The 20027-nt window shown below is 47.0% G+C and carries 22 protein-coding genes and 1 pseudogene; 5 read left to right on the top strand and 18 right to left on the bottom strand.

What is annotated here, in order from left to right:
- Positions 1-166: 166 nt before the first annotated feature.
- From BVU_RS03700 to BVU_RS03695, 3 genes are read right to left on the bottom strand one after another with little or no spacing between them, the layout of a single operon-like run.
- The gene (locus BVU_RS03700; RefSeq protein WP_007219022.1) at positions 167-820 is read right to left on the bottom strand and encodes a nucleotidyl transferase AbiEii/AbiGii toxin family protein; all 654 of its coding nucleotides are present in this window, start codon (positions 818-820) and stop codon (positions 167-169) included.
- Positions 706-987 (bottom strand): nucleotidyl transferase AbiEii/AbiGii toxin family protein, encoded by a 282-nt coding sequence (locus BVU_RS22655; protein WP_250802612.1) that lies wholly within the window; start codon positions 985-987, stop codon positions 706-708. The genes BVU_RS03700 and BVU_RS22655 overlap by 115 nt, the downstream gene beginning before the upstream one ends.
- 59 nt (positions 988-1046) lie before the next feature.
- Positions 1047-1628, bottom strand: coding sequence for a type IV toxin-antitoxin system AbiEi family antitoxin domain-containing protein (locus tag BVU_RS03695; RefSeq protein ID WP_005828819.1), 582 nt, complete (start codon positions 1626-1628; stop codon positions 1047-1049).
- 236 nt (positions 1629-1864) lie between these two features.
- Here BVU_RS03695 and BVU_RS03690 point away from each other — a divergent pair.
- A pseudogene (locus BVU_RS03690) lies at positions 1865-2038 on the top strand (DNA primase); the annotation flags it as partial.
- A gap of 192 nt (positions 2039-2230) precedes the next feature.
- On the opposite strand, the gene BVU_RS03685 reads toward BVU_RS03690, so the two are convergent.
- Genes BVU_RS03685 through BVU_RS03675 form a run of 3 tightly spaced genes read right to left on the bottom strand, consistent with a single transcriptional unit; the run spans position 2231 to position 4390 of the window.
- Positions 2231-2584: a hypothetical protein gene (locus BVU_RS03685; protein ID WP_005828814.1), complete on the bottom strand. Its 354-nt coding sequence runs from the start codon at positions 2582-2584 to the stop codon at positions 2231-2233.
- A gap of 10 nt (positions 2585-2594) precedes the next feature.
- Complete coding sequence (locus BVU_RS03680) at positions 2595-3137, bottom strand: RloB family protein (RefSeq protein ID WP_005640372.1); 543 nt, start codon at positions 3135-3137, stop codon at positions 2595-2597.
- An 8-nt stretch (positions 3138-3145) separates the two neighbouring features.
- Positions 3146-4390, bottom strand: coding sequence for an AAA family ATPase (locus tag BVU_RS03675; RefSeq protein WP_005828812.1), 1245 nt, complete (start codon positions 4388-4390; stop codon positions 3146-3148).
- 748 nt (positions 4391-5138) lie between these two features.
- Between BVU_RS03675 and BVU_RS03670 the strand changes: the two genes are divergently transcribed.
- Entirely contained in the window at positions 5139-6437 is a 1299-nt protein-coding gene (locus tag BVU_RS03670; protein WP_005828806.1) for an ATP-binding protein, read from the top strand.
- A 281-nt stretch (positions 6438-6718) separates the two neighbouring features.
- Here BVU_RS03670 and BVU_RS03665 read toward each other — a convergent pair whose 3' ends face one another.
- Positions 6719-7021 carry a helix-turn-helix domain-containing protein gene (locus BVU_RS03665; protein WP_005828804.1) on the bottom strand — a complete coding sequence of 101 codons (303 nt, stop codon included), beginning with the start codon at positions 7019-7021 and terminating at the stop codon, positions 6719-6721.
- Complete coding sequence (locus BVU_RS03660) at positions 7018-7317, bottom strand: helix-turn-helix domain-containing protein (protein ID WP_011964869.1); 300 nt, start codon at positions 7315-7317, stop codon at positions 7018-7020. Before BVU_RS03660 ends, BVU_RS03665 begins: the two co-directional genes overlap by 4 nt.
- A 409-nt stretch (positions 7318-7726) precedes the next feature.
- Here BVU_RS03660 and BVU_RS03655 point away from each other — a divergent pair, with 409 nt between their 5' ends.
- The gene (locus tag BVU_RS03655; RefSeq protein ID WP_005828798.1) at positions 7727-8020 is read left to right on the top strand and encodes a helix-turn-helix domain-containing protein; all 294 of its coding nucleotides are present in this window, start codon (positions 7727-7729) and stop codon (positions 8018-8020) included.
- A 56-nt stretch (positions 8021-8076) separates the two neighbouring features.
- The gene (locus BVU_RS03650; protein ID WP_005828796.1) at positions 8077-8799 is read left to right on the top strand and encodes an NYN domain-containing protein; all 723 of its coding nucleotides are present in this window, start codon (positions 8077-8079) and stop codon (positions 8797-8799) included.
- Between the two features lie 22 nt (positions 8800-8821).
- Here the strand turns inward: BVU_RS03650 and BVU_RS03645 are convergent, their stop codons facing one another.
- The 10 genes from BVU_RS03645 to BVU_RS03605 all read right to left on the bottom strand — a co-directional run bounded on the left by BVU_RS03645 (position 8822) and on the right by BVU_RS03605 (position 17598).
- Positions 8822-9613, bottom strand: a complete 792-nt coding sequence (locus BVU_RS03645; RefSeq protein ID WP_005828794.1) for a PRTRC system ThiF family protein — start codon at positions 9611-9613, stop codon at positions 8822-8824.
- The gene (locus BVU_RS03640; RefSeq protein ID WP_005828792.1) at positions 9610-10311 is read right to left on the bottom strand and encodes a prokaryotic E2 ligase family D protein; all 702 of its coding nucleotides are present in this window, start codon (positions 10309-10311) and stop codon (positions 9610-9612) included. The genes BVU_RS03645 and BVU_RS03640 overlap by 4 nt, the downstream gene beginning before the upstream one ends.
- A 32-nt stretch (positions 10312-10343) precedes the next feature.
- Positions 10344-11471, bottom strand: coding sequence for a hypothetical protein (locus BVU_RS03635; protein ID WP_011964868.1), 1128 nt, complete (start codon positions 11469-11471; stop codon positions 10344-10346).
- Between the two features lie 42 nt (positions 11472-11513).
- The gene (locus BVU_RS03630; protein ID WP_005828787.1) at positions 11514-11735 is read right to left on the bottom strand and encodes a PRTRC system protein C; all 222 of its coding nucleotides are present in this window, start codon (positions 11733-11735) and stop codon (positions 11514-11516) included.
- Positions 11736-11754: 19 nt separating this feature from the next.
- Positions 11755-12825, bottom strand: coding sequence for a PRTRC system protein E (locus BVU_RS03625; RefSeq protein WP_005828784.1), 1071 nt, complete (start codon positions 12823-12825; stop codon positions 11755-11757).
- Positions 12826-12845: 20 nt separating this feature from the next.
- Positions 12846-13055, bottom strand: a complete 210-nt coding sequence (locus BVU_RS22650; protein ID WP_007219029.1) for a hypothetical protein — start codon at positions 13053-13055, stop codon at positions 12846-12848.
- Positions 13056-13074: 19 nt separating this feature from the next.
- A complete protein-coding gene (locus BVU_RS21265) occupies positions 13075-13287 on the bottom strand; it encodes a hypothetical protein (protein WP_005828779.1) in 213 nt (70 codons plus the stop codon).
- Between the two features lie 311 nt (positions 13288-13598).
- Complete coding sequence (locus tag BVU_RS03615) at positions 13599-15359, bottom strand: DNA topoisomerase (protein WP_005828774.1); 1761 nt, start codon at positions 15357-15359, stop codon at positions 13599-13601.
- Positions 15360-15432: 73 nt separating this feature from the next.
- The gene (locus BVU_RS03610; protein ID WP_007219032.1) at positions 15433-15708 is read right to left on the bottom strand and encodes a DUF4099 domain-containing protein; all 276 of its coding nucleotides are present in this window, start codon (positions 15706-15708) and stop codon (positions 15433-15435) included.
- A 54-nt stretch (positions 15709-15762) separates the two neighbouring features.
- The gene (locus tag BVU_RS03605) at positions 15763-17598 is read right to left on the bottom strand and encodes a DUF3945 domain-containing protein (protein ID WP_005828772.1); all 1836 of its coding nucleotides are present in this window, start codon (positions 17596-17598) and stop codon (positions 15763-15765) included.
- 852 nt (positions 17599-18450) lie between these two features.
- Between BVU_RS03605 and BVU_RS03600 the strand changes: the two genes are divergently transcribed.
- Positions 18451-19674, top strand: a complete 1224-nt coding sequence (locus tag BVU_RS03600; protein ID WP_005656940.1) for a tyrosine-type recombinase/integrase — start codon at positions 18451-18453, stop codon at positions 19672-19674.
- Positions 19675-20027: the final 353 nt, after the last annotated feature.

Raw genomic sequence — 20027 nt, 5'->3', positions numbered from 1 at the left:
GCTTTTCGTAATTGTCTTTACAATCATCATCTCTTTGACAACGTAAAGGTAGATAAAAAGTTCGATTTCCGCAAATGTCAATAGGGATTTTTATGAAATATTTTTTGCTCAAACCTGATAATGTTCCTAAAAGATGGCTAAGAGCCTGTCTTAATCTTACTCAATTCTATTTTGAGAGTTTTATCCAATATCTTTCAGCCATAGGCTGTAGCCTGTCTCTTATTGCCTTCATCACAGTATCGAAATCAAGTGCCTCTTTCCATTGAATTTTTCTAAGAAAAGCCTTCCAACGGCTTATGCGTGCCCCGTCTGTAGCAAAACTATCCGTAAACAGTTGCAAATCGGGGTTGTATGCAAGTCTTCGATTGTCGAACGTCGCTTCGATAGCGTCATACAAAGCGTCGTCATTCAAATTTCTCTTCGTCAGGAGCTGATAACAGTCAAAGAAATCTTTCATGCGACTGTTGAGGACATCACGATCTATCATCGTATGGAACTTCTCGGCAATAACGGTTTCTAAAGAATATGCCTGTATATTCACAGAAGGGATATCCGGTAAAAGCAGAGGAAAGTCTATAGTTGTTGGATGTGGAATGACGACATCGCCAAAGCCAATATCTACAGACATATTATAAGCTATGGTATCCATATGGACAGTAAAATAGAATCTTGTACCAAAATATTTCTTTTCGACTGTAATCGGTTCTATTTTGATACTTCCTGCGTCAAAAGATACCCCATCTTCATGGCATACGATACCCAGGATTTCTTGGAATACACGAGCCAGGAAATCCCTGCCACGACTGATCCTGTCCGCCATAAACCCACATCAACCGTAGGACGAGCCTCAAGTCCATTCATGGCATAAAGCAAAGAACCGCCTTTCAACAAGAATTTGTCCTTGTACCGGCTTACAGAAGCCCTGTAAAGCAGTCTCTCGTTGAAGTATCTTGCCAGAAGATACCATGTATTTATAGCCTGTCTCATTCATGAGGTTGAGCAAGCGTGTCTTTACAGACTTTCCATAGTTTTTCCTTCCCATTATCTTATTCTATTGCGATTTCGAGGTAGTTTTTCAACGTGTTAAACACTCTTAGGCGCTTGGCGTAATCCTGCAAACGGGCGAGATTACGGTTCGGCTTTTTCAGATAAGTACGTATTACTTCCGCGCAAACGTCCAGACCAATCTTGTTCCGATACTTCACCGCATCACAAACACTTCGTTCCATATCAGTAATATGAACTTTATATCCCGATATATCCGCATCCATAATCCCAAACTCCAAGTTCTCTTTTTTCCAATAATAAAGTTCTATAGGCAGGGCGTGTGGAAGCACTACTTTCCTTTTATTGGCAATGGCTATGCAAAAAGCAGGCGGGACTGTCGTAGACAGTTGATGATATGTCCAGGCATTGTATAGGCATACAACACCATTCGGTATTATCCTCTCCACATCTATCATCGTGTTTAGCAATGCCTCGGGAGCAGCATATACCCCATGACGCAATCTTATCAAATCGCCACGTTCTTTAGCTCGCAACACCTGTTTATATTCCGACAGGTGAGATATATCCGTTGTGGATATAGTCCCTCCGAGAGACGCAACTTTATTAACTATATCATTCATATAATCCACCTTAGAAGTTCTTTTCACACTACAAAAATACGATTATTTTCCGAATAACAGGTAATATTCTACGGTTAATTCGCAAAAACACCGTATAATACTACCAGTATCCGTTTTTCATATCTATAGAAGAAGCCCTGTGCCATCTGATGATTTCTGATGACATCTGATGCCATTGCTTTTCATGTTTCAAAGAAAAAGCGGTTCTTTGCCCAAATCCATGAAAATGAGATGTTATGAACATACAGGAAGCAAAGAACATCAGACTTGTTGATTTTTTAGCCGGATTCGGATATGAACCGGTAATACAGCGTAGAAACAGCGTGTGGTACAAATCACCTTTTAGGGCGGAAAAGAAGGCCTCTTTCAAGGTAGACCTTCATAAGGAACTGTGGTATGACTTCGGACTGGCCATGAGGGTTCTGATAATCTCATTCCAATGCATTACATGTATTGCCTATTAATGGTGCTATAATTCTGATATATGATGTCTTGCGCATGGATTTGCCTCAACGAATACGAATCTGTCCTCCGATTACTTACCAATATTCCACTGCTTGAATAATATTATCCCCAATTATAGATGTCCATAATTACTTCTTTTATATTAGCTGTTGCGCCACCTGTAAATTCTCTTTTAATATTTTACCGAGACTTTTTGCAAAGTGTTTGTATGAATTCTTTTCTTTCTCTTTATCATTATCCGATAAATTACTACTATCAATTTCAGAGTGTACAAAACTGACAATACTATCAATTGCATTATCTACGGTTTTGCTGCTAATTTTTGATTTATATCCCAATGCATTTATAACACATATATTTACCAGCTCCAATATCTCTGGCGATTTAATAGCTGCTTTTATTCGCTCTGCCATTAGTTTTGCACCTTTATCTTGTGATTCTGACAAGATGTCAAGAAAGATATCAGCTAATGTTATTTCCCTATTCTCCATAATCTTCAAATTACAAACTTTCCAGCAGTTCTATCATTTTATAGATGGTAGTTGATGGATTATTATATGTATCCAGCATCTTGGCTCTTGCCGTTGCTTCTGATGTTTTTTCAGACAGTTGCTGTTTCTCATTTAATGCCAAAGTTCCCTTTGTGTAGTGTTCAAGATGTCTTTTCAGTTTCTTGATGCAGACGTTTTGCGTTAGTTCGGCATGACACTTCTCAAAGTGCAGCAAATACCACAACTCAATACATGGATTCGACACCATCAATATCGCATCTGGAATACTTAGCAGGTGTTCCAGCATTCCGTCCACATCTAGGTCAAACATTAGGAATGTTTTATCATTTTTGGTTACAACATATTCCCGTTTACAATTCTCTATATACCGAACGGATATGTTCGAATCGCTCTTTCTTGGGATAATTTGAATAGGCGCACGGTATTGTGAACGGAGGTGGCTGATATAAGCAACCTCAGACTCCCCTTCACAGAAAACAAAGAAGTTCGGCTTCATTGTTTTGCCTTTGGATTTTCTTATTTGTCGTCCCATATCAGTTTCTATTTTAGAAAATTATCCGTCTGTTCGTCAATATACGGGATGGCATCAAAACGACCTTGCAGATATGCCTTTTCAGCATCCAGCCCGTCACGGAAATCTTTGTAATCAAACAGCGAATACAAATCCGAGGACCCGTCATCCCGTTTGTTGACAAAATATATCTGATCCTTACGCAACTTGTTGGTATTAAGCAGGTATGTATTGTGTGTAGTATATATCAACTGCGCCGATTCGCTTTTATTGAACAAACCGATAATATATTCTACCAGTTTTATATGCAGCTGCGTTTCGATTTCATCTATCAACAAGATTTTATTATTCTTGACGATATCCAGGATTGTCAGCATCATATTGAATAAACGCTGTGTTCCATCAGACTCTTCTGCAAAAAAGTTGAAAGGAACATCCGGGTTATTTCTGTGATAGGTCGTAATGACCAACTGTGGTTTCTGAATATCTTCTACCGACAATATTTGATTGTCTGCAGGGTCAATCACTGCTGTCGAAAATACTTTATTCTCGTGCCTGCTGTCGATTTTGACAATGTCGCTATCAGCAATTCGCAGCACATTAAGGAACTGTTCTTTGTTCTCATTCAACAAGCGCTCGACAGAGAACGAATTATATCCGAAATAATTCAGAATAAAACGCTCATTGAAATATCGAAAAACATCTTTTGCTGTATCTCGATCCATCTGACTGGCGCGTGACACGAAAAGCGTTTTTTTGGATGTATTGGCAGCAACATCCATAGGGCGGCGAATCACCGAGCGGAATTCATAGATATTCTTTTTGTCGGGTCCCTTTGTTTCATCACGGGAAAATACCAGTGAACGACGGCCATTCGGATAATAGTAAAGTGCCTCTTTCAGTATCTCAACTTTATTGAGTTCAAAAGAATATTCATATTCGATACCTTCAAGGAGGAAGCGAATGAAGAATGTACTTGGCTTGCCAATGCCTCCGAATTTGAACGGAGTAAAGGCAAATATCGTATTCTCATTGTAATTATGAGATGAGAATATCATTCCCACACAAGCGCGAATAGCCTTGATAAGGCTGCTCTTTCCTGACGCATTTGCACCATAAATGGCAACAGTTTTAAGCAACCGCTCATCACCGCATACAAATGTATTTTCTTCAAGCTCCTTTGCCTTTTTTGTCTGTATGCTTGCTGCCTGCATATCCAGTACCACCTCATCTTTAATTGAGAAGAAGTTGCTCAAACGAATTTCAAGTATCATTTCATCCCTTAAATTTGTAATTGTTTTGCAAATATAGCAAATTAAATGACAAAATCATAATTCGGACAATTTTTAATAGATTAGAGGTAGCCTGCATAAAGTATTGTTATATAGGGGGCGTTCGACAAGCCAAAGAATGATGTTTCTATATCTGTGTGTTCATTCACTGCTTGCAACTCATAAACCTTTTTGGCTAACGCAATATGACACACTTACAGTGGTTTAACTTTATCTGCCAGTTGCATGGTTGATACGTATTTATCCGCTATACAGCCCGATTGCCAATACCCCGACTGACATTTGTCATAGGGAGCACTGTTCATACAAGCAGCAAGTTGAAACATGAAAGATTGTCCGAAACGATACAAAAATAGTATGTTCAACGTCTTGAGAACTGCCGTCAGACTATCGCAGAAATTACTAGTTATTCGACTCTTTTCATTTGGAACTATTTCGTTTGGATAATTCTCTTCAATTTCTCGTTCTATTCTTGATAAGACTACCTGTTTGTGAATTTGTCACAATTGGCACCATGTTTTTTAATGAATTCGCAAAGATTCTTGTTTTTACAACAAGCATAGGTTATATATTTATAGTTTATTTTTTTATCTGGAAGATTGTATCCTCTAAAAAATGTGATATTATTCTCAAGTTATCATCGAAAAAGTGTTGTATATATCGGTTTTCATCCTCGAAAAAATGTATCTTTGCAAGAGACAAGTGAATAATTCTTATTTTAAAGGAATCGATGAAACGGAAGATTATACAACAGTTGAAACTTTGGAAAGATAATCCTGCGAGAAAACCTTTGATACTGTTGGGTGCTCGTCAGGTTGGTAAAACTTGGGTGATGAAACATTTTGGTCAGACAGAGTTTGAGAATGTAGCCTACATAAACTGTGATGTCGAGCCACTGGCCAAGGAGTTATTTGCAGCCGACTATAGCATCCCCCGTATTTTGCTGACACTTCAGGCTATCACAGGAACAAAGATTGAAGCAGGAAAAACGTTGATTGTATTCGATGAGTTGCAGGAAGTGGAACGGGGATTGCATAGCTTGAAATATTTTCAGGAAAATGCGCCTGAATATCATGTGATGGCGGCTGGCTCCTTGTTGGGAATTACTTTGGGGAAAGGTCAGTCCTTTCCGGTGGGTAAGGTAAATGTAATGCATCTATATCCGATGGATTTTGAAGAATTTCTGATGGCTGCCGGTGAAACTGATTTGTGCGATTTGTTGCATCAGCCCGATTGGGAAATTTTAAAGATTCTCAGTTTAAAATATGTTGATTTGCTTCGCCAATACTATTATGTAGGTGGCATGCCTGAAGTGGTGGATTGTTTCTTTCAGCATCAAAACTTGCAGGAAGTACGTGACAAACAGACTGAAATCCTGGATGCTTATCGGCGGGACATCTCCAAGCATACGACAGCTACTGAAAGTATACGTATCGGACAAGTGCTGCAATCCTTGCCTTCGCAGTTGGCCAAGGAGAACAAGAAATTCATCTATAATGTGTTGAAGAAAGGAGCCAGAGCTACGGAATATGAACTCGCCATTCAGTGGCTGATGGATGCAGGTCTGGTACATAAAGTCAGCCGGATAAAAGAACTGCAGATGCCTGTCAAATTTTATGAAGATCTGGGTGCCTTCAAATTATTCCTGCTTGATTGCGGTCTTTTAGGTTGTATGACCGAGGCACCCGCCAGCCAAATGCTGGTAGGAGATAATGTATTCAAGGAGTTCAAGGGCGCTTTTACCGAACAGTTTGTCTTGCAGCAATTAGTGGCCCAAGGCTTTTCGCCCTATTATTGGAGCAGTGACAAAACACCTGCGGAGATTGACTTTGTGGTACAGACGGAGCATCGCGTGATACCGGTGGAAGTGAAAGCCGAAGAGAATGTACGTGCGCGTTCCATGTCGGAATATATTAAAAACCATCCCGATTATCAGTTGAAAGGATTGCGCATCTCCATGATGGGGTATCAAGATCAGGAATGGATGGAGAATATTCCGTTATTTGCCATTACGAAGTTCTTTGGATAAATGGCACTTTCATGGATATGAGATACACATATGAAGAACTTTGGAAGTCATGGGTGTATAAAAACAAAAAGCTCGCCAAATCCCTATTCTCGGATTTGGCGAACTCATTTTTTAGGACTCAATCGAAAGAGATCTGAAAAAGTTCTTATTTTTCAGTGCCCTCGCGAAGTGAGGATGATTTTTTCTGCAACCGGTCCAAAGGACCGCCTTGCGCAACCGGGGCAAAAGGTGGCCTTTGCGGGTAAGAAATAGGAATACTACACTAGTGGCCACAGACAGGATCATCTATAATCAAAAGCCTCCATCCTGTTTCTTTCCAACAGCACGAGGATGTCCTTTTCCTTGTACAATAATTTGCCTCCCACTTTGTAATAAGGCAGTTTACCTGTTATCCTGTACTCAGCCAGTGTCCTCCGTGTCAGTTTCAGGTGTCCGGCCAGCTCGCTGTCGGTCATATAACGTTCGCCGTTCAGGACCGGCCGCATCTTTTCCGCCTGTGTGTCCAGTATTTCGGACAGGCTCTCAATATTCCGGAAAAAGCGTATGATTTCCGGGCTTTCCTTGGTCAGCATGGATTGGATCATATCATTCGATTTTGAGGTGTCACCCGATGAATTTCCGCCTCCATAAAGCGGATGATATCCTGCCGTTTGTAATATACTTTACGGTCTATGTAACTGTAGGGGACGGACCCGCTTCTCCGGAGTTGTAACATTTTCCTTGGCGAGACATCCATAAGCGTACATGCCTCCTGGTTGTCGATCCACTCATCCATGCCCCGCGTGCTTCCTCCGCATGTCTCATGCACTCTTCTGGCGATGGCTTCCAGGGCCTCGTTCATTTCCATGAATGTCTTGGCCTCGATACACACAAATTCCATAAGTCTTTCCTTTTTTCGATTTGATACGAAAGTATGGAGAGGGGGACTCATATCCAAAAAGGTGTCCGCAAACGTCATCAGATGTCATCAGATGTCAGATATACATTGGTTTATGATATTTTTAGCCTGTTCCCCGGAAAGATAAGGCATGGTGGTAACGGATGGCCGGTAATATGTAAAGTTTACAATCCGTATTTTACAGTTTTACACTTTACCTGTTTACACCTGTTACATTCGAAAAGGAAGAAAAATATACTTTATATCTAATTATCAATATGTTATATTGCTGTTTTAAAAGACATAAAGGAGGTATGGCATACATTTTTCATAATAAAATGGTATATACTCTTACAGTGCGCACCGAGGGTATTTCAGTAATAACCTTTAAAAAATACAGGAGATACATGCCATGATGTATATAGATAATGAAGTGCTCGAGAAAATGATAATGACCATAGTGGAAGGATTTGAGCGCATAGAGAAGAAACTGGATAGGATGGGCCGTGTGAAGGAGTTCTTGAACGGTGACGAGCTTTTGGACAACTATGACATAGCCAGGCTGCTCAACGTGTCGCTTCGGACCGTGGCCCGTTACCGGGAAAAAGGACTGATCCGTTATTACCAGACGGATGAGAACGGCAAGAATTTCTACAGGAGTTCGGATATACAGGATTTTTTGCAAAAACGGGGAAAGAAAAACTGAACGGGGCAATGTGGATATGCGGAAGTTATGCTAACTTTGTCTTATAAACGGTTGTTATGAAGACAAATACCAATTCAAAATATCTCATTGCGGTTCTGATTGACGGTGACAACGTGTCCTTTGAGAGGATGGAGGATATCATGGGCTTTGTTTCCCGTTATGGGGATGCCGTTATCAGACGGATATACGGGGACTGGACGAGGAAAGCTCTTTCCGGATGGAAGGAGACCGCCCGGGAATATGGGTTCAGGTTGGTGCAGGCCTCCTCCTATGCTTCAGGAAAGAACACTACGGATATCGCGTTGGTCATAGACGCCATGGACATCCTCCGTGACGGCCGGGTGGACTGTTTCTGTCTGGTCGCCAGTGACGGTGACTACAACCCGTTGGCGCAACGGATACGGGAGGCGGGATTGAAGGTACTGGGATATGGGGAGGGCAAGACTCCCGTATCGCTGATACGCTCCTGTTCCGTATTCCTGTATGCCGACCGTAAGGAAAACAAGACCTTGGAGAACACCCCGGATTTTTTTATCCGAAGGGATATGGAGTTTTTTGACAAGGCTTTCCAGCAGGCGGCTGACGGCAAGGAGGAGGTCTCCCTTTCCCTGATAGGCGGCTCGTTGAAGAAAATGATGCCCAAATTCAAGGTCAAGAGATACGGATGCAAGACATTGGGCAAGCTCTATGAAAGGTTGGAACGGTACGAGCTGGTCATGACGGAAAAGGGAGTGGCGAGTGCCGTACGGATGAAAGGTCGGACCGTACGGCAGGAATGACCGGGAATAAATCCACGTCCGTTTATACCGGAATGGGATTTACCCGTAGCGTGTCAAGGTTGAGATAGGCCCCCCGGTAGAATGTCCTCCCTTCTCTGAACATGCACCAGAGGATGTCGCAACCGATTTGTGCCAGCATGGAGTTGATGAACAGGTCCTGCTTGCGCAACGCCTCCGCGAGCGAGCAACTCGGGCCTGAGTCCTCCTCCCGGATGGTGGAGTAGCTGACCTCCTCGGTGATGACATTCATCCTGGGCATGGGAAGGTATTCGCTGGATGCGGGCTGGCTTATTTTGCTCCGGATATTGCCTATCAGGACTTGCCCGGTGGTTTGGGCGTTCCCGAAATCCATCCAGTATATCGGCGCTTTCTCATCGTTCTTTTTATATTCCCTGTATTTCTTCAGGAACCGCCACAGGTCGAGCCGGGAACGGGTGTTGTCCGTACAGGTGATGATGATGTTCGCCAGCGGGACGCTTTTATCCCCTTCTTTGGTTATGATCGGATAGCGGCATTCCCTGGCCTCCCACGCATAACCGAAAAAACGGTTGACGCGGGTGACAAGCGCCGTCGCCTTGTTCAACCCCAGTTCCGTCTCGCTGAACAGCTGGCGGCCGATGTTTGCTTCCGTGACAGTGTCGGGGTCGAAAGCCGTCAGGTGCAGCCCCGGATGTCCCAGAGCCTGTAATGCCACGCTCATGCGTGCCAGGCTGGTTATTACCTGCGAGCCGGTTCCACCCGCCCCGGCTACCAGGACGGTTACGGGGTGATAGGGACTGAGCAGGTACTTGTCTGTGAAATGGATCTTTCTCATGGCAGGATGTCTTTCAATCGTTTGTTGATCGGTTGGAGTTCGTCGTTGTCGAACGGCTGTTCACGCATCCGCTCAGTAACCAGGACCAGATTGTTTCTTGTCGGGTTCTTCCCTCCTCCAAGATGGGAAAATTCACTGAGCCAGAAACGTTTCTCCCAATATTCCAACAGGGTGTGAAAATCCAGGCTCTCCGGTTTCTCCAGTGTGGAGTTTCCCAGGCATACGTTTCCACCGGTCACGTTGAAAAAAGGGGCCAGATAGAGCGGTGTCCTCCCGTCCGGTTTTTTCCCCTTGTAGGCGAAGATGTCCATCCTTTCATTTTTAATGATATAAATGACTCCCGGCACGTGGAACATTCCATCCCCGATGTTCAGGTCGTTCTTGAAAAACATCCGCCGTTTTCCCGGCGGATTATACCACACATAGCTTTCATGCCCCCTGCGGGTATCGCACCACAGCATGTTGGGTGGCAGCCACCCGTGCGGGATACGCCGGTTCCCGTCCGAATAGGATTCCACCAGGGAGTCCATGAATTCATATGTAACCGGAATGCCGGCTTCCATTCTTCCCTTTTTGTTGATAGGGCGTAGTTCCAGGTAGTGACTTCCGCTTGCGTAGTGACCTTCCTGGTACTCATAGGCGATCAGCGCCGCTTTGGGCACCATTATCTCTTGCAGTTGCTTGGTAAGTTCGTTCATATCCTGTATTTTTTTTGTTTTCGTTTCTTTATTTATTGGGAAACGGGCACTTTAAAATGCCAGTTTATGCATTGCGTGAATCGTTCCATCCATCCGGACAGTCTCTCCGGATAGTCGTCCATCCGGAACAGTCTGTCCGTCTCAGGTGTCAGGTACATGCTTGTGACCGGGGTGATGGCATACGTCTCCCGGTAGTCCGAGTTGAAATAGCATTCCATGTTCTCCGTAAGGGTGTCATTGTTGGAATATGCCAGCATGATCTGACAGTCCAGGTCGATCGGGGGGAAATCCGGTGATCTTTCATACGCCCAATCGTAACCGTATTGCATGATGCACGGATTTCCTGGGGTAATCAGTCCCATCCCTTCCCGTATCAGTTCCAAAAGCTCCCGTTCCTCCTTCACTGCCGCCCGGTATTTTAGGACCTTTTCTTCCAGATCGGTACAGAACGGTTTCCCTTCCATTCGTTTAAGTGTTTTTGCGATTTTCCCGGATTGGTAGGATTCCGCCAGGCGTTTGTATTTACGGATTGTCTGAGGGGAAGCCTCGGGATCGCGGTTCTTCCAGTCATCCAGTTCCTCCACCGCCAGCTCATAATACCATGTTTCCGTGACGGCGTTCAACCCGTGGTAACGTACGAACTGCCGTATGAATTCCCGGACGATACGCCGTAACGGTACAGGAAGGTTCTCCGTGAAATCGACGGGTAGCCAGAACAGGGTATGGTCCGGCCAGTCATGGAACCTGTACAGGCAGAAATGGAGCCTCCCGGCCCTTTCCTCCAGATTGACATGTTCCGGCAAGGTCTCGTCCAGGGCCTTGTATAAGGCGGTGATGTTGATGCGGGGACCGCTCCCTTTCCTCGCGCGGAAAGGGAGCCTGACATTCATGAGATCGGCATATCGCAGGGCGGACCGGTATAGATAGTCAAAGTTTTCGGACGTGGTCAGGTTGACGCATGCCCCTCCCGTTTCGTCCTCCACCAGATAGTCCGCCGCGATGGGGAGGAATCTGCCTGTCAAAAAAGCGTTACGCTCCCCGGTGGCGGCAGTCTTCTTTTTTCCCGGCCCATCGTACCCCGTCCGATGTACGAGAGGTCGGCGGCCCTGATGATCAATACGGCCAGTCCCGCCATTTGTGATTCTGATAGCGTTTTGCATGTATCCTCCTTTTTTTTGATGGAAATTCTCTTTGCCATATATCTACCCTTTTGTTCCGATGGTCGTCTTGAACCGGTAGACCACGCTGTCATCCTCGCATTCCGGACCGTGTACGCTCGCCGTGGTCAGTTCCGGATAGGTCATGGAATAGAAATCCATCACCTCGTTCGGGGACAGGCTGTTGTCCGGATCGGCCAGCTCTATTTCCGACGAGCCTTTCCTGATTTTGAAAACTCTCTGCAATCCTTTAATTTCTAGTGCCATAATTGTATTTTTATAGGGTTTAACAACATATCATTTCCATTTGTGCCTCGTCTTTCATGCGGTATTCCTCCGGGAAGTCGAGATATTCCGCGTAAGGGTCCTCACGCAGGAGCTCCCTGTCATGCTCGTCGTCCTTGTCGAAGCCGTACTGTCCCATGTCCTGCGCTCGTGCCCCGTATTCGCTTTCCCCTTTGTTATCGGGAACGGTTTGCGTGGAAGCCGTTTGCGGTTGCGAAGGGACGGGTTGCAGCCATTGACCGTCGTATACCTGTGATTGCGGCATCTGTACCGGCTGGTGGAATTGTATGGTCTGCGGTCGGTTCACGGGCTGCTGACAGCCGGCCGGTGTACCATCCGCTCCTGGTCGTGAAGCCGCCTGTCCGTGTGGAACCTGTTGTGGTCGCGTGCCTTGTACCGACCGCGGAATCTGGTGGGGAGATTGGCGGGACGGTTGTTCGGGTGCGAACATCCGTATCTGTTCCCCTCCCTGATATCGGGGGGCATGACCGGGTACCGGTTGCGGCGCCACCGGTTGGATAACCTGCGCGGGCTGTGGTTCCGGCATTACCGGTTCCGCTCCGAAGAGACTGCCCTCGGACGCTTTTTTCTGTACCTCCGCTATCTTCACGTCAATCTCCTTCTGCTTGTCCGGCATGGCCAGCCGTTTTGCCTGTCTGAGCCAGGTCAACGCCTCGGAATAGCGTTTGCCGCCTGTGGCGTCCTCCGCCTTTTTAAGCAGCTTTTCCATCTTCTCCCGTTTCTCGCGTACCTCTTTTGATTCCTTCTCAGCTACGGACTTGGCCGCCTTGCTTTGTGATACGGCCTGTTCCGCTTGTTTCTCGAATGTTTCCAGGTTGGTAAGGATGCCCTGCGCCTTCTGTACGGGCGCGGTGATCGCTCCCAGGAATTCCATGTCCAGCTCTTCCGGGGTACCGTTCAATACCAGCGGGACGATTTGTTCCCCGGCCTCGTCTTTCAGTCCCGCACGCCGGGGCATGACGGCCACGGTCAGTTTGTCATTCACTTGTCTGATGTTGATACTCAGGTCTGTGCCTGCCGTAATCATTCGGTTGATCGTTTGAAAAAACATAATGGTAAAATATTTGTAAGTTATACATAAGTTTCTTGGAAAAACTCTTTCAGGAGTCTCTGCCTGTCGGGATTGGACGCGATGTCCTTTAATGGCTCCAGGTAGTGGCCTATTGTTTTCGGTTCGTCCAATATGCAGGGGAACCGTTTTTTGACAGGTTTTATGCGCTTTGTGACGGGCCATGCGACCGGCATGACCGGGGCTGAGGGGGTGGATGTCGCGGTTCTCATGTTTTTTGTATTTTAGGAGTTATGCAAGCATGCCCATGACGGACAGGATAAGGATGACTTTTATCACAAGGAGGAATGCCCTGAAGAGGAATCCTATGATTGTTCCCGATAAAAGGAACAGGACGATCAGGTACACGGGAATGATTCCCTTGCTGTAGAGCAGGCATATTCCCGTAAGCAGGACCAGTGAGACCACTCGCTTGCAGATGTTTTCGATGAGTCGCAGTTTCATATCTTTAAATTTTTAAGAATGAATAATCCCATCGGGATATGTTTTCCCGATTTTATAGGCCTCCGGCCCTTGGATTGCCTTTTTGCGCAAGGCTTGGCAAAAGAAAATACCGCAGCGTAGCGAGGATGATTTTCTTTTGACCAACCAAGCCCCCAAAGGGGGCCGCCTTGCGGCAAAAACGAGGCAATCCAAGACCTTTGCCGGTTAAAAGCGGAAAAACTATCCAATCTCCCATGAAAAAAGGAGTACGGCATTGAAAGCCTGTACTCCCTGCTCTTTTGAGAATCGTCCCGTGCCGGTGGCGTAATATCCTACGGGTTGTTTTTAGCCTGATAGATCCGGAATATCTCACCGGTCACCTCCTTCACCTGTTCCAGTACCCCTCCCAGGAACTCCTCTTGCGTGAGTTTTCCCTGTTCTATCCGTGCCACTTCCGCTTCCCATCCGGAAGTGAGGGAGGTGTCGGCCACTTTCATCCCACGTACCGTTTCATAGAAGAAAAGCCCTTTTGGGGTGGGGATGACATATTTGCCTGAATAGCGGATATATTTACGCTCCAGCAGTGTGCGGATGATATTGGTACGCGTGGAGACGGTCCCTAATCCGCTCCGGTCCATATAGCCGACCAGCTCCTCATCCGTATAGGGGGATACCGGAAGTGTTCTCTTGCGGACGATATTGCATCCGCTTACCGGTACCGGCTCTCCCGGGGAGAAATCCGGTAGTGCGGAACAGGGCATACCCCCCCTTGCGATAAGATGTTCCCGCCCGAAGATGCTGAGCCACCCCTTTTTCAGGACGCGGTACGTTTGGACGCTGAACTTCCGTGCGGCACATACTACGTCGATGGTCGTATATTCCACCCGGCAGGATGGCATGAAGGCTTCGAGTGTCCTGCCGAGAATGAGCGTATAGACCAGTTGTTCCTCCTTGTTCAATGTTCCGGGGGGCATGCCGGTGACAATGATCGCGTGGTGATCTGTCGTCTCCTGTGCGCTGATGTCGCTTGGCGGCGCGGCAAAGTCCGTCATTTTGGCGTATTGGCGGAATTCCTTGCGGGAAAGAATCTTTTCCATGACAGCGGGCAACGTGTCATATACGTCCCTTGTCAGCAGGCGGCTGGCGGTACGCGGATAGGAGATCAGTTTCTTTTCGTACAGGCCTTGGGTGATATCCTGTACCTGTATGGCTGTCAGGTTGTGGTAACGGTTCGCGTCCTTCTGAAGTTCGGTCAGGTTGTAGGGAGCCGGTGCCCGGATGTCCTCGCTCTCGCGGCTGACCGTCGCGATACGTGCGTTCCGTACCGCCTTGCAGTCACCGTACAGTTCTGACGCGTACCGGTACTCCTGAAAATCTTCCGTGTGGCGCAGTTTTATGATTTGTCGGTCCTTGCAGAGACTGACGAATACCGGCCAGCTGTCGGCTGGCAGGAAATTCTCCCTCTCCCGGTACCGTCTGCATATCTCCGCCAGTACGGGGGTCTGTACCCTGCCCAGCGAATTGTTCCCGAAGCTTACCGCCTTACAGATGGCATAGCTTGAATTGACCCCCAGGAGCCAGTCCGCCCGGTTACGGCTGTCCGCCGCAAGGAACAGGTTGTCGAACCGATCACATGGAAGGAGGTTCGCCATACCTTCCGTGATGGCCTCGTCCGTCAGAGACGAGATCCAGAGGCGGAGGCAGGGTTGTTTACATCCCAGAAAACCGTAAAGATGGCGGAACAGCATCTCTCCCTCTCGGGAGGCATCGGTTGCCGCGATAATGGTGTCGCATGCGTTGAGCACCTTGGCAATCACTTTCAACTGGAGCACCGCATTGATGTCGGGATTCCACCCGGTATCCGTCTTCACGTGCCTTACTGTCAGGAAGGAAGGCGGCAGCAGAGGAAAGTCCTTCCACTCCACATGGGCTGTTCCTGAATCCTTCGGCATTGCAAGGGAAAGCATATTGCCGTATGTCCATGTCACCATGTAGCCGTTCCCGGTCATATAACCGTTCTCTTTTCTGCCGGCTCCCAACACTCTTGCTATCTCTCTGCCCACGTTGGGCCTGTCAGTCACTATTGCGATCATATTCTTTTTCTTTTTGATGCCCCGTACCGGATTGGGCAGTACAGGGACAGGTTAAACTTATTTTATTTTTTTGTTATTTCTTTGGAGATTCCTCCTGACGGATGCCGTTGATTTCCATGATTGTCCTGTTGTTGTCACCGGGTACCAGTTTGAGTGTAGCGTCCATGGTCAGGCTGATTACCGGGGTACAGAGTTTCAACGGGATGATTTCCGACTCCTTGCCTTGCAACAACAGGTCAAGGTTGCCGTCCGCTTCCAGTTGCTCCTTGCTGATACCCACGGCCTTCAGACCGGGCCAATCAATATCTTTTACATTATAATTATAAGGGATGTTCCGATTCGTATTCATACGGTTTGGGGATTTGATGTTTGTAAAATTCATTTTGTTTCTCTCTGATTGGGGTTATACCGCTTGTTTTGCGCCCTTCTTTTGTTCCTGCTGCTGGCCTTGGGCGGTATCCGCCTGTGCTGCACGACGGGAAGTATCCCTGCGAATATCAGGGTTCTCTTGGAAATACTGCAACTGTCCGGAATAAGGGTTTACTTTCAGGTAGGAACTGAACGTTTGCCCGTTGTTTTTCAGTCCTTCGACCAGGAGGGTCTTCCCGTCCTGGAGGTTCGCCTTTTCCTGCGCCGTGAATACATGGCCGTAAACCTCCGCCGGGATACGTGGTGCCTGCTGCTCGTTGAACCCATCCGGCGTGCGTGAGTACATCGTCCTGCCGGTATTCATGTCCAGCTTGACAAATGCGGAGAATTCCTCTCCCTTACGGTTGATCATGTTTTCCAGATAGACGGCCTGCCCCTTGCGCAGGACCTCCTTGTCCTCGGCTGTCAGCTGCACGTTGCAGATTTCCTTTGGAATATAGATTTCTCCGGTTTCCGGATTATGACGGGTGTAATTCGGCCGTCCCGTCGTCTGGTCTATCGTGACAAACGCGGAGAAAGCTCCATCCCTGTTCTTGAACTTCATGTCCTCGACCAGGATGGTATGTCCCTCGCTGAGCATCTTTATCTGGGTGGGCGAGAGTGGCACGCCCCCGATGGACTTCTCGTTGAATACCTGGTTCTTCGGGAAGATGAACTCCAACCCCCTGCGCTCGGCACTGTATTGAAGCGTGGCGTCAAACTCCTTCCCCGCCTTGGAGGTCATCCCCTCCACCTTGACGGGTTGTCCCTCCTTCAGCAGTCTGATCTCCTCGTCCGTAAGTCTTACCCCGCTCACTTCCTGCGGGATGTAGACATGTTCCTGCCGGACGGCGACCAGCTCGTTGGTGTTTTTGTCGATGGAGATCAGGCAGGGGGTGTACTCGCTGCCACGCAGGTTGAGTTCCACCGCACGTCCCATGTTGCCGGTCTCACGCAGGTTCTTCTTGTCTTCCTCGCTAAAGTTAAACCCGAAATAAGGGCGTTCCAGTTGCGGTTCCTTGCGTATACCGTGAACGGCCAGCCCCACCTGCCCGTTCTCTTGCGGTATGAGCGAGAGCCTCGCATCCAGTTTGGCTGTCAGCACGCCGGGAATGTTAAGTGTCAGCGGCACCAGCTTGTTGGTCTTGTAACCTCTCAGCATGGAGTCAAGAAGTCCTTGCTGTTCGAGTGTCGCCTTTGAGATACCGATCTTGTCCAATCCCTCCCAGTCGATCATGTTCTCATTGTAACGATAGCGCGGGCCTTGCGGCTCTTGTGGCACCTGCTGTGCCTGCGGTTGCTGTTGTTGCTGGGATGCTTGTTGTACCTCACTCTGTTGCAGGGGTTCCTGCGGTTGCGTTTCTTTTTTTGCCATGGCTGTCTCTTGTTTATTCATGTTTTGTTCCTCTTTGTTCTCTCTCGGACGGATCTCGTAGCGTTTGAGGAACTCCTTCACCACGTCCGTCTTTTTCCCTTCCGCCAGGTCCTTGATCGCCTGCTTGTTCACCTTGTAGTCGTGGAAGGTCATGCGGAGCAGGCGGAAATGGGTCGGTTCCTTGAACTGGCTCCAGAAATTCTTGATGAAGTTTTCGAGTATGCTCGAGTTCTTGTCGAATTTCAGGAATGAGTTTTCATTCTTCTCGTCCGCTGGAACCGTCTTGACCTTCCCGTCCTTGTCGATCTCGCTGACCACTTGTACACCGGCTTTCGGATCGCTCTTGTTATGAATCATCATCAGCTCGGTGATCTGTTCCACCAAAGGGGCATCGTTCATGACCTTCGGTTTCCGGGGCCGTCCAGGCTTCTCGTTTGGGCTCTTTTCTTGTGCCATACCTTTTCTTTTTGGGGTTAATAAATTGCTTTGACACTTCAAAAATATGGGCTAAATCCGAATAAAACACTGATTTTCAAAAAGGTGTCATCAGATGTCATCAGATGTCGTCAAATGTCCGAAAGACTAGTTTTCCGTGAGAGAAACATGCCGTGAAAACAAGGATATGGTATGCGGAGGAAGGGCGAAGAAGCCGGCACGGGCGCAAAGGGAGGATTATGCAGAGCAGAGGGAGCTGAAGTCCCTGTCTTCTCATGGGGCGGCGTTTTTTTCATAAGACATTGCAGGTCTGCCCATATATCCCGTACTTCCTGCCGAATTTATTAGGGATATAAAGGAGGCCCTCCTTTTTTCATCAATGACACGGTCATGCGTCGCGTCGGTCGCAGTGAGTCCCTATAATCTTTCCCGAAATCAAAACCATTGTCCGGGCGTTTGTTTCCATGTGTATTTTCCGCGACTTGTCGCAAGGAAAATACTCATGGAAAGCGAAGCCGGAACGCCCGTGACAATACGGTTTTGATTTATCTTTGATTATAGGGAACTCGCTGGTATCCGTCTGTTTTTACGAATTTCCCAGAAAACATATACTGTCTTGTTGTTTATGCGATATAAATATTTCTAGACTTGTTCCACGGAAAAAACGTCGCTTTTCATTTTCGGACTTTGATTCTTTACGAGGCTATTTGGACTGTCTTTCAAGAAGATTTACAGAGTTTGGCATCGGCATCAGGTGATATTCGGTGTTCCAAGTGGAGAAGCGGAATCCATGACTAAATATTTTCTTCCTTCAACAATATAGCCCACGGGTTGTATCTATGTACCTATTATTCATCATAAAACAGACTATATATGGCTACCATTAAATTAAAATTCCGTCCGTCGACGGTACAGGGTAAGGCCGGCACGCTCTGTTACCAGCTTTGCCACCGTCAGGAGAACAGGCAGATTACCACCGACATGAGGATATTTCCCGAGTGGTGGAATGAGACGAAACGTGAGCTTGTCGCTGTCCCCGGCAATGAGAGGGTCCTGACCGCCTACCGGAAACGGGCGGAAAAGGAGATGCGTGACATCCGTGAGATTATCCGCGAGCTGGACTGTAGCGGAGAAACATACACCTTGTCGGAAATACTCAACCGCTATCGCTCCCTGCCTTCCGAGCCCGGTTTCCTGTACTACATGAAAAAAGAGATGGAAACGCTTTGGGAGAATGGCCAATACGGCACCTCTCGTAATTACCGGCGTGCACTGAACAGCTTTTCCGCTTTCCTGGACGGTGACGACATTCCTTTTTCATCGTTGGATTCCGCCCTGGCGTGTCGGTATGAGTCATGGTTGTGGCAACAAAAGGTAGCGAGAAACAGCAGCTCGTTCTATATGCGGATTCTGCGTGCCGTCTATAACAAGGCCGTAAAGCAAGGTCTTGCGGTGCAGACCTTTCCGTTTCGTGAGGTTTATACAGGAGTGGCTCGCACATCGAAGCGTGCCGTGGATGAGGAAACCATTCGGAAGTTACAGCGGCTTGACCTATCCGGATCACCGGCTCTGGCACTTTCAAGAGATATGTTCGTGTTCAGCTATTGCGCCCGTGGGATGGCGTTTGTGGATATGGCCTATTTGAAAAAAGAGGATGTAGGTGGAGGACGAATCACCTATTATCGTCATAAGACCGGGCAATACCTGACACTCCGCATAGAGCCGTGTATGGTAACGATATTGGAACGGTATGGGCGGACTTGTCCGGAAAGTCCATATCTTTTCCCCATCCTTACCGATGAACAGCCGGAGCTGGCTTACCGTCAATATCGGACCGGATTGAACTACCATAACCGAAAGTTGAAACGGTTGGGCAAATTGCTTGGCGAACCATTACCTTTGTCCTCATATACGCCACGCCACAGCTGGGCTACCGCCGCACGCAACCACGACGTACCGATTGCCGTCATCAGTGCGGGGATGGGACACAGCAGCGAAAGGACTACGCTTATTTACTTGGATTCTTTGGACAATGCCATAATAGATAATGCGAACGAGAAGATTTTGAAGGGTTTGAACGATACCATTTCTATGTAAGAGAGGGTAAAAACACACTGCAAAGGTAATGATTCTCAGTAAAACTGAAAAGTAAAATAAACGTTTTTATTTCCTTATTTTACCCCCCCCCCCATTTGCAAACAGCTGATTATCAATAATTTATATTACTAATTTAATATGAATCAAAATAGTGCCGTAATAAGAATATAAAATAAAAGGAGAACGTTGCATTTTCCATTCGAGCGTATTTTCGAGTCTAAAACCGAGCAAACCGAGCAAAAATGTACTTTTATAGCAATGTATATTCTTGATTATCAGAAAAAAACAACATGTGTACCCTCTCTTACATAGAAACGGTACGAATACGGGGTTACGGTATCCGCTCACTGTAG

Source organism: Phocaeicola vulgatus ATCC 8482 (genome assembly GCF_000012825.1).
Taxonomy (GTDB): Bacteria; Bacteroidota; Bacteroidia; order Bacteroidales; family Bacteroidaceae; genus Phocaeicola; species Phocaeicola vulgatus.
The sequence above is the reverse complement of the archived record's forward strand: the minus strand, read 5'-3'. Positions and strand labels throughout refer to the sequence as shown.